This is a genomic window from bacterium (assembly GCA_023135785.1).
Lineage (GTDB): Bacteria > CAIJMQ01 > CAIJMQ01 > CAIJMQ01 > CAIJMQ01 > CAZNJA01.
Genome location: JAGLSL010000023.1, coordinates 1 through 13439 on the forward strand (window position 1 = coordinate 1; position 13439 = coordinate 13439).

The 13439-nt window shown below is 38.8% G+C and carries 10 protein-coding genes; 1 reads left to right on the forward strand and 9 read right to left on the reverse strand.

The window, feature by feature from the left end; genetic code table 11:
• The first annotated feature begins 70 nt into the window (after positions 1-70).
• Positions 71-1390, forward strand: coding sequence for a YihY/virulence factor BrkB family protein (locus KAS42_02130; protein ID MCK4905029.1), 1320 nt, complete (start codon positions 71-73; stop codon positions 1388-1390).
• Positions 1391-1468: 78 nt separating this feature from the next.
• Here the strand turns inward: KAS42_02130 and KAS42_02135 are convergent, their stop codons facing one another.
• The 9 genes from KAS42_02135 to murA form a co-directional block, all read right to left on the reverse strand.
• Positions 1469-4267: a YadA-like family protein gene (locus KAS42_02135; protein ID MCK4905030.1), complete on the reverse strand. Its 2799-nt coding sequence runs from the start codon at positions 4265-4267 to the stop codon at positions 1469-1471.
• 27 nt (positions 4268-4294) lie between these two features.
• Positions 4295-4915, reverse strand: coding sequence for a hypothetical protein (locus KAS42_02140; GenBank protein ID MCK4905031.1), 621 nt, complete (start codon positions 4913-4915; stop codon positions 4295-4297).
• Positions 4916-5029: 114 nt separating this feature from the next.
• The gene (locus KAS42_02145; GenBank protein MCK4905032.1) at positions 5030-6379 is read right to left on the reverse strand and encodes a glycosyltransferase family 4 protein; all 1350 of its coding nucleotides are present in this window, start codon (positions 6377-6379) and stop codon (positions 5030-5032) included.
• Positions 6380-7672 (reverse strand): diaminopimelate decarboxylase, encoded by a 1293-nt coding sequence (gene lysA / locus KAS42_02150; GenBank protein MCK4905033.1) that lies wholly within the window; start codon positions 7670-7672, stop codon positions 6380-6382. It lies immediately after the preceding gene.
• 33 nt (positions 7673-7705) lie between these two features.
• The gene (locus tag KAS42_02155; protein ID MCK4905034.1) at positions 7706-9589 is read right to left on the reverse strand and encodes a PAS domain S-box protein; all 1884 of its coding nucleotides are present in this window, start codon (positions 9587-9589) and stop codon (positions 7706-7708) included.
• Positions 9590-9752: 163 nt separating this feature from the next.
• The gene (locus KAS42_02160) at positions 9753-9953 is read right to left on the reverse strand and encodes a hypothetical protein (protein ID MCK4905035.1); all 201 of its coding nucleotides are present in this window, start codon (positions 9951-9953) and stop codon (positions 9753-9755) included.
• Positions 9954-9995: 42 nt separating this feature from the next.
• Entirely contained in the window at positions 9996-10685 is a 690-nt protein-coding gene (locus KAS42_02165; protein ID MCK4905036.1) for a lipid-binding SYLF domain-containing protein, read from the reverse strand.
• Positions 10678-11967 carry a histidinol dehydrogenase gene (gene hisD / locus KAS42_02170; protein MCK4905037.1) on the reverse strand — a complete coding sequence of 430 codons (1290 nt, stop codon included), beginning with the start codon at positions 11965-11967 and terminating at the stop codon, positions 10678-10680. Before hisD ends, KAS42_02165 begins: the two co-directional genes overlap by 8 nt.
• Positions 11964-13226, reverse strand: coding sequence for a UDP-N-acetylglucosamine 1-carboxyvinyltransferase (gene murA / locus KAS42_02175; GenBank protein ID MCK4905038.1), 1263 nt, complete (start codon positions 13224-13226; stop codon positions 11964-11966). The genes hisD and murA overlap by 4 nt, the downstream gene beginning before the upstream one ends.
• Between the last annotated feature and the right edge of the window lie 213 nt (positions 13227-13439).

Genomic DNA, 13439 nt, shown 5'->3' on the forward strand with positions numbered 1-13439 from the left:
ATTATATTTCTTTTTTATATATTTCAATCTATTTCCATATGTTCCTACCCGTCTTTTAAAAAATATAAATATGATTTCAAAATTTATAAGATTTATTACCATTGATATCTGGAGAATTCCCTTAAAAAAACTTCCTCGTAGTCGCTCGTTATTGATTAGGCAATTGAGAATTGTTATTTTGGCAATGCGCGGGTTCGACGAAAATAAATGTCTTTTAAGGGCTTCCGCTTTAACATTTTATTCTTTGCTTGCCGTCGTGCCGATAGTTGCAATGGCTTTTGGAATAACGCGGGGTTTCGGCATAGAAAATATTTTAGAGTCGCAGATTATAGCAAGGTTTCAAGGACAGGAAGCAGTCGCAACAAGAATTATAGAATTTGCGCATTCTCTGCTTGAAAGGACTAAAGGCGGAATAGTAGCGGGAGCAGGTGTGATTTTGCTTATTGGAACGGTTATAGGAGTATTAAACAACATAGAAGGTTCGTTTAACGACATTTGGGGAATAAGAAAATCTAGAAGTTTCAGCAGGCGTTTCAGCAATTACCTTGCAATTATTCTGGTTGCGCCGCTTTTTTTAATTATGCCTGGCAGTATTACTATAGCAATAATAAGCCAATTTAATCTTTTGGCTACCAAAATAGAACTTTTGGGCGCTGTAGGCCCGTTTCTTTTTGCCGTTTTAAGAATTGTTCCATATCTGGCAATTTGGTTTCTTTTTAGTTTGATTTATATTTTTCTGCCCAACACAAAAGTTAATTTTAAATCTGGTCTTTTAGGCGGAATAGTTGCGGGAACTATTTATCAATTAATGCAGTTTGGATACATAAAAGCTCAAATTTTACTGTCCCGTTATGGCGCGATATACGGAAGCTTTGCGGCTTTGCCGCTTCTTCTTATATGGCTTCAGATTGGTTGGCTAATCGTTCTGTTTGGAGCGGAAGTTTCTTTTGCATATCAAAATGTTGAAACATACGAGTTTGAACATGACTGTCTTAATGCAAGCCATTCATTCAAAAGATTGGTCAGTTTAAGGATAACTCATTTACTAGTTAAAAATTTTTCCGATGGCGCAAGTCCAATGACTTCTGCGCAGATTTCGCACAAATTGGAAGCGCCGATTAGATTAGTTAATGAGGTCCTGTATGAATTGGTAGAATCTGGGATTTTGTGCGAGATAAGACAAGACGATGATAAAACCGTTGTCTATCAACCTGCAAAAGACTTGGAAACACTTACTGTAAGATATGTAATCGATGCTTTAGAAAACCGAGGCAGTGACAATATACCGGTTATAAAATCAGAAGAGTTGGATAAAATTTCTGGATGCTTGGAAGAATTTGGTAAAACGATAGAAAAGTCCTCGGCAAATGTGCTCTTGAGAGATATATAAACAATTTCAAAAAACACAAAAGAAATAGCCCTTATCATAACCTATCGATAAGGGCTGTTTCTTTTTACTAACTTTCTATTAGAAACTCCAACCTATTCCTGCATTTGCTGTGTATTCGTCGTTGCAGTAACCTACGCCTCCTGATAAAGATACAGCAGTATCAGGTATGATGTATTTGACGCCTGCAGCAACTGCATTCTCTCCCTTATAATTTCCATAACCTACACCTATTGAAACATTTTTACCGGGGATAGGGTCAGGAAGTGCAGCCAAAGCCGCAGCAGAAGCAACGCCTGCATAAGCTGCTTTCAACTGTCTATAATTCACTGCGTCGTAGTCGTCTTCGCCGTCGTCCACACCTGTTACTGTTACCGGATCGCCCGTGTTATCTGCGAATGTTGCACCTCCGTCATCAAGAGTAAGAAACGTTGAAGTTGTCCCGCCTGAAATGACAGTGTTTGTCTGGCTGACAACAATACCGTGCGATACACCAGCGTTGGTGTTTACAAGCAAGCTGGCAGATGTTGGAGTCATAGCAAGACTAGATTGTGCGTTTGTGCTTAAGCCATCATTATCCGCAGTCAAAGTATTAGTTAAACCAGTAACTGTGTTTACTGATGAACCGACATTACCAATAGTATTGACTGAATTAGCTGTCGCAACACCAAGATTATTAGTAAATGCTTCGATGTTGTTAGTACCCGTGGTTGCATTGGCAGTAATGTTATTTGACTGAGCAGCCGCAAGGGCAGACATAGTATTACTACCCGCCGTTGCCGCTATAGTATTATTACCAGTAGTCGCTGTGACTGTGTTGCCAGTGCCACCAGTCAATTGATTTTGCAGGGTAGCGCCCAGAATATTGTTCGTGGTGGCTGTCAGAGTGTTAGTTGTTGTGGCAACCATAGCGTTACTACCCAGCGTTGAGGTAATAGTGTTATTACCAGTTGATGCCAGTATAGCGTTGTCGCCAGTAGTCGCTGTGACTGTGTTGCCAGTGCCACCGGTTAAAGCATTAGTTGTGGCTGCGTTAATAACATTGCTGGCTGCAGTTGAAGTCATAGTGTTATTACCAGTAGTTGCTGTTATTACATTGCCTGTTTGACCAGTGATTAGATTTTGGCCTGCTGATGCTGCCATAGTGTTGTTGCCTGTGGTTGCTGTGATTATGTTGCCAGTGCCGCCGGTTAGAGTGTTTGTTGCAGTGGCTCGCATAAGGTTTGTACCGCCTGTACCGCTTGCCAGTAATTGATTGGAAACATTACTGAGTCCACCAATAGTTACAGAAGTTGCTGTTCCACTATTAGTGGCGTTAATTACTGTAATTTCAGGATTTGCTGCTGTGCCAACGCCGAGAGTTGCCTGGGCATCTGCCAGCGTCCATGTGGAAGAATTGCTTCCACCGCTCAAAGTTGTTACATTTGTTGCATCGTTAACAATTAAGCCATGTCCGCTGTTTGTCAACACTGATGCCACAGTAGCTGTAGTTGTGACTGTCGCGCCGCCTGTTACTCCCATTACACTACTTGTTGTGCCGGTAATTGCATTAGTTGCGCCAGTCATAACATTGGTTGAAGTTCCAACATTACCAACGGTATTAACTGAATTAGCCGTAGCGACACCAAGATTATTTGTAGCCGCTTCAATATTATTAGCACCTGTAGTGGCATTGGCAGTCATGTTGTTTATTCCGCCTGTGCCTGTGGCTGAAATCGTATTTGATTGACCATTTGCATTGGCAGACATAGTATTACTGCCCGCAGTTGCTGTTATCGCATTATTACCAGTAGTAGCTGTGACTGTGTTGCCAGTACCGCCGACCAGAATGTTGGTTGTGGTGGCTGTAAGAGTATTAGTTGTTGTGCTTGTGAGCGTATTTGTTGCTCCGGTAAGTGTGTTTGCCGATACGCCTGCAGAGCCAACAGAGTTGACATTGCCAGTAGCAGTTAGGTTACCTGAAACACCTAATGTGTTACTTAAAGTAGTCGCGCCGGTAACTCCTAAAGTGGTGCCGATTGTAGCTGATCCGTCTGTGGCTACATTACCATTTGTCGCAACTGTGAAATTTGCACCGTTAACGTCTATACCACCATCCAATGATGAGAGTCCGCTGGCGGTAATCGTAGTAGCTCCTGCTATTGCGCCGGCTGCAGTGATGCCTCCAGCATTATTATCAATCCCTCCGGCTATGCTGGCGCCGCCGCTTAAAGTTGTTAGACCGGTAACACCTAAAGTGCTGCCGAGCGTAGTTGCTCCGCTGGCACCTAATGTTCCGGTTGTGTTTATATCGCCTGTTCCATTAGCTACCGTGAATGCACCATCAGCTGATATGCCACCGTCAGCTACAAGAGCTCCGGTCAAAGTTGTTACGCCGGTAACGCCTAAAGTTGTGCCGACTGTTGCGCCATTAGTAATGCTGGCTGAATTAAGCGTAGCCAAGCCGGAAGTGCCTACAGTTGATAAAGTAGTCGCGCCTGTAACTCCTAATGTTGTGGTGACGCTAGCTGAATTAAGCGTAGCCAAACCGGAAGTGCCTACAGTTGACAAAGAAGTTGCGCCTGTAACTCCCAATGTTCCTGTAACACTGGTAGCGGTACTGCCTAGGGTTGTGGTTGAGCTGTTAATGTTCATTACTTCATTGCCAGTGCCAATTGTAGAGCCGTTGTCCTCGAGAGTAACTATAACACTATTACCAGTACCAGCCACGATATATGTAGCCCCTGCGTTACTATTCGTACTATTTGTGGAGGTAGTGCCCCAAGCGGCACCTGATGATCCCACAGCATTCTGCGCCCATGCGGAAACAGGAGCCTGTGCTATCACTAATACTGCCATGAGTGAAACAAAAAACAATTTTCTTAAAACTGATAATCCCATAACACCTCCTTTTTTTTGTTAATAAACTTATTGGACTATTTCCTTTTTTATTACAATGCATCCGCTTCCTGCGGGCATAAGAAAAATTTTTACTGCTCCGCCGTCAAGCGCAATAATATTTTTTTTAAGAATTCCGACGCGTTTTAAATCTTTAAATACAGTTTTCTCTAATTCTTCACCTCCTTTGTTTACATATTCAACCGTGTCATATACGGTATCCTGATTAGGGAAGAAATTTGCGGTGGCATAAATTATCGCATTATCGGGCGTTATAATCTCAAAAGAAGTTGAAAAGACGTGCTCATCCGGCGGATTTTGTATAGGGAACATATATGCTCCGCTCTGATTGTTCGTGGTAAGAAATTTTACAATTTGGTTAATTCGACCAATTGAGGATGTGACTCCTGCCTTGACTGCGGCTTGCGCTATTGGATTAGTGGCTGAGGCAGAAGGTTGTGTTGTTTGTGGGGAAGGGAGGGGGTTTTCTTGGTTAGGAATTGCTTGTGGTTCATTAACCTTTTGTTTTCCGGTAAGATTTGATATCAAAAATATGGAAGCACCACAAACAAATAATAAGAGGATAATTAACGAAATAAGTTTAAAATTCTTTTTTGGTTTACCGTAAATCCCCTTAGAACTCTTTGCCATAATATAAAACGATTTAAAACGTAATGAATCTATTAAGTAATTGAGTATATACCTATATGTATTTGTATGTCAAATGTTTTTTGGAGTATACATAATGCAATTTTTCTCTTACTGTTAATCCAACGTTCTTATTCTTTTTTCTTTCAATAATTTTTTGTATAGGTCGTCTATTTTTTCAACCATATATTCTGCTCTGAAAATGGGGTCGACAACTTTCCTGCCTTCTTCTGCCATTTTTTTTCTTAAATTCTCATCTGACAGTAATTTTAATATAGAATAGGTAAGTTGCTCGCAGTCATAACTGCTCCATTTTTCTTCGCTTATATCGGGGGCAGGCAGTAGAAAACCGTTTTGTCCGTCTTTTATTATTTCGTCCGCGCCGTCGATGTCGAATGATACGACGGGTTTGCCGCAGGCAAGGGCTTGGGGGATTGCCCTTGCAAGCCCTTCTCTTAGGGATACGTGCACGACTATATCCATTACCGATATGTAATCGGGTATTTTTTCTCTTGATATTAATCCTGCAAATATGATTTTATCTGCTATACCTAAATCAAGCGCCTGTTTTTCTAGTTTGTCTTTTAATATCCCGTCCCCGATAAGCAGGAATTTTACCCCGTTAGAAATAGGAAGTGCCTTTGGCATTTCCGTACGGTCACCTAAAGGTGACCTATTTTTAACGGGGTGAATGTTTGGAAATTGGGCTATAACTTCTTTTGCTGACTTAAGTAAAAATCTATGACCTTTTAATTCAAATAATCGCGCTATTTTGCCTATTACCAGTTCGTTATCTTTTATTCCCAAACTTTCTTTTAATTTTTTATTTTCTTTAACTTTTAAAAATTCGTCTAATGCCATACCACTGTATATTGTTAAAAATTTATTTAAGGGCGCAACTTTAGCCTTGTGTGCTTTTTTTGCCATGTTGTCACATACGGTAATTATTTTGTCGGTAAATAGTGCGGTGATTCGCTCAAGATTTACTGTTATAAAATTCATGAATTTATTCTGATAGGGAAAAAAAGGAAGTCCGTGTATCGTATGGATTATGATCGGAACACCTGTACACCAAGCGGCTATACGCCCTAAAATGCCGGCTTTGGAAGAATGGGTATGGACTATATGATAACTACCTGTTCGCAGTAAAGAATAAAGTTTGAAGAAGCTTTTGAAATCCAACCAGGGATGAATGTTTCTTCTTAAACAATCTACAACTATGAGTCTAAGGCCTTTTTCTTTTGCTTCTTCAACTAACGAGCCTTCGGGACCGAGAGGGGGACCTGTAAATAAGGTTACCTCATAATCGCTAATTTTCGAAAGCCCTTCGACTGTTAATAAGGTGTTTTCTTGAGCTCCGCCGAGTATTAATCTGGTAATAATATGAACAACTTTTATTTTTTCTTGCATTATATTTACTATATCAAAAGAAAAGGAGCTAATAGAAAGATATTTTATTCTTTTCACTCACTCCGTTTTAAAATCTACACTTTCTAACGAGGATGGAAGCACTAACCGAGGGGATATGGACTCTCCCTGTATAAGGTCTAAATAAGATTCCCTCCTTTTGATTAAGTAGCCTCTGGAGTTATCGATAAGAACTTCTGCTGGTCGTGTGTGAGAATTGTAATTTGAAGACATACTAAAACTAAAAGCTCCTGCGCTCATAATAATGAGGTAATCACCTTGTTTAAAAGGTGGCAGTTCTCTGTTTTTTGCAAAGAAGTCAGTATTTTCGCAGATAGGTCCAACAACATCTGCTACAATTGTTCCATCTTTCTGTTCTTCCGAGAGAATTTCGTGATATGCTCCGTAAAGAGCAACTCTAACTAAACTATTCATACCTGTGTCTACTATTATGAAATTTCTATCTTCGCTTATCTTTGTATACAAAACTTTAGTTATAAGTATGCCGGCATTACCTACAATAAAACGACCCGGCTCTATAATAAGTTTGCATCCTGTTTTCTCTATGAGTGGCAAAATTGCGTCTGCCAGCTGACTTGGAGTAGGTGGGATTTCTTCTTTGTAAGTTATCCCCATTCCTCCGCCGATATTTAACCATTGTATAGGTACGCCTTCTTTTTTTAATTCTTCAATAAACTCAACCATTTTTCTTACAGCTTTCTCATACGGTTTTAGGGAAACTATTTGAGAACCAATATGCATATGTAAACCTTCGATTTGTATGTTTTTATAATTAGCCCGTTTTAAAAATATTTCTTTTGCCTGAATGAATGAGAGTCCAAATTTTGTTCCTTTTTTCCCGGTAGCAATATTATGGTGTGTTTCGGGTTCAATTTCGGGATTTATCCTTAATGCAACAGATACTTCTTTTTTACTCTGTTTACCGATTTTATCTATTGCTTCCAATTCCGCTTCAGATTCAATATTTATAAGCAGTATATTGGCATCTATTGCTTCTTTTAATTCTTTACTTGTTTTTCCGACTCCAGCATAGACTATCTTTTTGGGGTCTACTCCTGCTTTTAATGCTCTAAATAGTTCACCACCTGAGACAATATCGATTCCCCAGCCTTTTTTTGCTGTAATAGCGAGAATACTTAAATTGGAATTGGCTTTCATAGAGTAACAGAAAAGATGGGGATAATCTTTAAATGCTTCGTTGAAGAGTTCTAAGTTGTTATTTATTGTTGCGGAAGAATAAATATAAGTAGGTGTTCCTATTTTTTCGGCGATATCTTTTATCGGAATATCCTCACAGTAAAGGTGTCCGTTTTTAAAATTGAAATGGTTCATTTTCGCGTTCCTTATACATGTTTTTGAGAGATTTTAATCTTTAAATTTAAATCTTTTTTCTTTGAACAGTTTTACGCAAATATCTACTACTTGAGGGTCGTATAACTTCCCTTTGTTTTTTAAAATTTCTTCTAATGCTATATCTATACCGAATGTTTCATGATAGGGTCTGTAAGTTGCAATCGCCTCAACAACATCGGCTATACTTAAAATTCGCGCCTCCAGAAGTATCTCGTTTCCTTTTAATCCTTCAGGGTAACCTGAACCGTCTATTCTCTCATGGTGTTGAAGAACTATTTTTGCTAAAGGCCAAGGAAACTTTACGGTTTTTAATATATCATATCCTGCTTTGGAATGAGTTTTTACCAAATCCATTTCTGTTTCAGATAACTTTGCCGGTTTGCCGAGAATTTCGGCGGGAATTGCTATTTTGCCTATGTCATGAACGAGCCCTGCCATTCGTATTGAATCAATTTGGCTATTGGAAAGGTTCATTTCTTTAGCTATGGCGCAGGCAAGCTCTGTTACTCTTTTTTGATGTCCTGCAGTATACAAATCCCTTGTTTCACCTGCAGATGCTAAAGCAGTTATCGTTTCTTCAAAAGCTCTTTTTATTTGCTGGAAATTTTGTTCGCGTTCTTCTTCAGCTTTCTTGCGGTCGGTTATATCAATTAGTGTGGTCCTAACTCCTATAATCTTGCCTTTATTATCATATTCAAATATATCATCAATAGTAACATGGATTTTTCTACCATCTTTTGCTACATATATTCTGTCTTCTGCGTCTTCCAAATGTTTGCCGCGCATCTTTTTCAGAAATCTTTTTTTTGCCTCAACTTGCTGTTGGGGCAGAATAAATTCAAAAATCGATTTGCCTATCATTTGGTCGGGTTTATATCCAAACATTTTTGCTTCAGTGTGATTTACATTTGTAATGGTTCCTTTTGTATTAAGTACATGATAGGCGACAGGCGCATTATTCCATAATTCCCTGTATCGCTCTTCGCTTACTTTTAACGCTTCTTCTACAAATTTGCGTTCCGTAATATCTTGCGATGTTATTATGGCTCCTTTTGGGAATGGCGCTATGGTTATTGACAAAATTTTGCCTTTATATTTCTGGTCGGGAAAAGTTTTTGTTTTCCCCGAACTAATACACTGTATCAATTCAGTATACATGTCGAGTTTATGCTTCTTTGCATAATCTTTATACATTATGTCTCGGACATTGGGTAACCTGTCTCCGGATTTTCTCTTTGGTAAATTAAAATTGATTATTTCGCCTTTTGTATTAACAACTATGGTTTCTATAGGGTTATATTCGAACAAGGCCATGCTGAATTCTTCGTTCTCTTTTAGTCTTCTTATAGCTTTTTTGTGGTCGGTAATATTCTGGATAGTTGAACGAATACCTATGATTTGCCCTATATCATCTTTTAGAATTTTGTCCTTAACCAGAACAGGTATTAATGTTCCGTCTTTACATCGATAGGTGTATTCTATGGAGGCCTCAGGCGGCAAAATTCCTTTAATTGTGTCTGTGAATGTTTGATGTGATGCTTCATGTTCCTCAATAAAATCCCACACGTAATGTCTCCACATTTCTTTAAAAGTATAGCCGAGCATTTCCAGTTCCGTGTGATTAACTTTTGTTATTCGTCCTTCTATATTCAGTTCGTGGTAACCTATTGGCGCTTCATCAAACAATTCCTGAAATTTTACGTCACTATTTTTTAATTCTTGTTCTGCCCTCTCACTAAGAATACTGACCACCGTGCCAATGACGATGAACAAAGCGGCCCGTGTCAGGTTACCGACAAAGTTCCAATCCAATCCAAACTGTGAAAGAGAGTAGCTGGCAATCAGCAATAGAGTCAAAAATATCGCCACCACCAGTCCCTTTCTCTTCCACCACACAGCGGCCAGGAGGATGGGAATGTAGAAAAAGTGGCTGAAGACGACTTCGATTCCAATCACCCAGTGGAAATAGTAGGTGAGCAGACAACAAATACCCACCAGGATCGCCACTGCTGGAACTCTGTACTTTTCGTCCTGTATGGTGGATCTTATCTTACTCATATTATCCTCTTATTTTGTGATGTTCTTCTTTTCGATGAAGTTCCTCCAAAACTGTAAAAACCCATCCTGTAAAAAATACAAGGAACCCCGCAATTAAAATATTTGATGAGGGGATTTTTTTAAACCGTGATGTATTCCCTGAAAGGAAAAACAAAACACCTAAACTAAGTAAAAATAAAACAAGCTCACTTTTTTCAATCATCAGTTTTCCCTTAAAAAATTTTAATATTCTGGTTTATTTGGCTTAGTTGATATAATCATTCAATAAATTAATTAAAGGTTTTGCTTCCTTTGGCATGTTTGCTTTATTGTCAAAAAGAATGTCCTGAATAGTAATGTCTTTTACATCGTAAAACTTTCTATTGGCAGTGTCATCATTTAAAAGAAGTCCCCCCTCAAATGATGCTCCTGCATATAGACCTTTGGCTCTTGAATATACAAGTATGGCTGTCCCGGGACCCACTTTGGCTTCTGCGTTTCTTCCTATAGGTCCTATTGCGGCAGAAGCATCTAACCCAATCTTGAATTTAGTTTTGTTTAACATTTCCATCCCGTCTTTGTTCATAATTAAAAATATAGAGTCAATTGATTGTCCGCCAATCTGTAGACCAAAACTGCCCTCGCCGGTTTTTACAAATGCCGGAGGACTCCACTCATTTGTAGTTTCGTCTTTAACAAGAACTATTCCCTGTCCTCCCTTTACTCCAAAAATAAATCCTGCTTTATATTGACGCAGAATTATTATTCCGTGACAGTTTTCCATGATTGATTGTGGAATGGAAGTATCAGGAGCTTCCATAATGTCTCCAAGATATTTTTGTGCTCTTTCAATGCGCGCTGTAAGCTCACCTCTTGTCTGAGCAAACCCTTTCGCTGGTACCAAAAGAAAAGTTACAACGAGCAAAAATACCACACTTTTTACTATGTTATTCATACTGTCTCCTTTCATTTCTTATTTCTACTGCTTTAGAATGGTTATTGAGTTTTTCTGCGTCGGTTAATGATTTTAAAAATGGTTCTAATTTTTGTAGTGAAGATTTTTCTGCGCTGATTATATTGATGCATTTAAGAAAATCTTTTACGCCTAAAGGCGAATCCCATCTGCCGGTTTGTGATGTGGGTATAATATGATTAGGTCCTGCGATATAATCTCCTAATGTTACAGGTGAATAGTTTCCTAGAAATACCGTGCCTGCGCTTTTTATTTTATCTAAAAAGGCGTGAGGGTTTTCAATCGCAAGTATAAGATGTTCGGGCGCTGATTCGTTAACTTTTATGAAAGCTTCTTCTAAGTTGTTCGTTTTATAAATACCACCGTTGTTATCCCATGATTTTCGTGTGTTCTCATCGCAATCTGCAAGAAGAGCTTTGATTTTCTTCTCTACTTCTTTGCATAATTTTTCGGACGGCGATAACAATATAGCGGGCGAATGCGGACCGTGTTCGGTTTGAGACAGAAGGTCGTATGCAATGAATTCTGCTTCTGCGGTATCGTCTGCGATAATTGTTACCTCTGACGGACCTGCCAATATATCTATACCTACTTCTCCATAAAGTAGTTTTTTTGCTAATGTTACATAAATATTTCCGGGACCGACTATTTTATCAACTTTAGGGATAGTTTCTGTGCCATAGGCAAGCGCAGCTATCCCTTGAGCTCCTCCAACCTTATATATTTCTTTTAAACCTAACAGACTGGCGGTTGCAAGTATATGAATGCTAACAGTATCATCTTTTTGAGGGGGAGTTGCTATAACTATTTTTTCTACACCTGCTATTTGAGCGGGAATTGCTGCCATAAGCAGTGAAGATGATAAAGGAGCTTTTCCTGCAGGAACATATATCCCCACCTTTTGTAAGGGTTTAAAGATTTCGCCTGTTAAAATACCATCTTCTTCTTTTTCCCAATCTTTGAATTTTTCTTTTTGTATTTGGTGAAAGTTTTCTATTCTCTCTTTAGCTTTTTTAATTGCAATTATAAAATCTTTGTCTACTTTCTTTTCTGCATTTTCTATTTCTTTTTCTGGAACTTTTATTTCGCGCAGAGTCTGTATATCTATCTTTGTCTCTTCACCAAGGTCATACTTTATAGTAAATATATCAATAGCATTATCTTTTTCCATTTTTACCCGATTAATAATTTCTTTTACCGTTTTTTCTACCTCGGCATTTACAAAAGGTGTTTTTAATCTTTTACTCTCTTTTATCGCTATCATGCTTGAACTCTTTTTATTTTTGCGCCTAACGAAGCTAATTTTTCATCAATTTTCGGGTAACCTCTGTCTATATGATAAACCCTATTTACTTCTGTCCTGCCTTCTGCTGCCAGTCCTGCCAGAACCAAAGCGGCAGAAGCTCTTAAGTCCGATGCCATTACAGGCGCGCCTTTTAATTTCCCCCCTTGAATTATTGTTGTAGAATCTTGTTTTATTATTCGCGCTCCCATACGCAGAAGTTCTGCAATATGCATAAATCTATCAGGATATATTTTTTCATGTATGAATGATATGCCTTCTATTGTGGTAAGAAAAGCTGTCATCTGCGCCTGCAGGTCTGTCGGAAACCCGGGGTAGGGAAGAGTAGTAATTTCTATCGGTTTCAAATTCTTTTTAGCTTTTACTTTAATACTGTTAGCCGTTTGTTTGACTTCAACTCCGCATTCAATTAGTTTATCTATGAAAACTGTCAGAAATTTAGGATTTATGTCTTCAACTTCGACTTCGCCTCGGGATATGATTCCGCCGATTAGATATGTGCCTGCTTCTATACGGTCGCTTATAATTGTGTGTTCTGCTCCATGAAGTTTTTTTACGCCTGTTACAGTTATCGTCGGGCTTCCTAATCCTTTTATCTTTGCTCCCATTTTAATAAGAAAATTTCCTAAATCTACAACTTCCGGCTCACAGGCGGCGCCTTCTATTATCGTTTCGCCTTTTGCCAATGTTGACGCCATCAATATATTTGCAGTTCCAAGAACGGTTGAACCATAAGCACCCGCCAAATATATTGACGCTCCGTTTAATTCTTTGGCTTTTGCCACTACATAACCGTCTTTTAATTCAATATTGGCACCCAGTTTTGTTAGTCCTTTTAAGTGCAGGTCGATAGGCCTTGTTCCTATAACGCATCCTCCAGGATACGATACCTCCGCTTTCTTGAACCTTGCCATAAGCGGTCCTAAAACACATATAGATGCTCTCATTTTGCTGACTATCTGATAAGGAGCTTTCCATTTATTTGCATTGGTTGAATCTATGGATATTGTATCTTTGCTTAACCATTCTGTTTTTGCGCCCAGAGCAGATAACAGTTTTATCATTGTGTGCGCATCAACTACCGATGGGATATTCCTCAGCACGAATTTAGAGGGGGAAAGAAGACACGCCGCCATTATAGGAAGGGTGGCGTTTTTGGCACCCGATACCTTTACTTTTCCTTTTAACGGACAGGGACCGTCAATTATAATTTTATCCATTTTTTTATAAAAATATGCGTTCGTTTTCACTCACGCCCTATGATTACAGAGATTAAACGACGCAGATTACACAGATTAACTAATCTTTAATCGCTGTAATCTTCCTAAAATCTGTGTAATCAATAAAATATAAGTATTAGCTTGTATTTTATTTACAATTATATCTTTTCTTTAGTCTATGGTCTATAGTCTTTAGTCTTCGGTCTTTTGTCT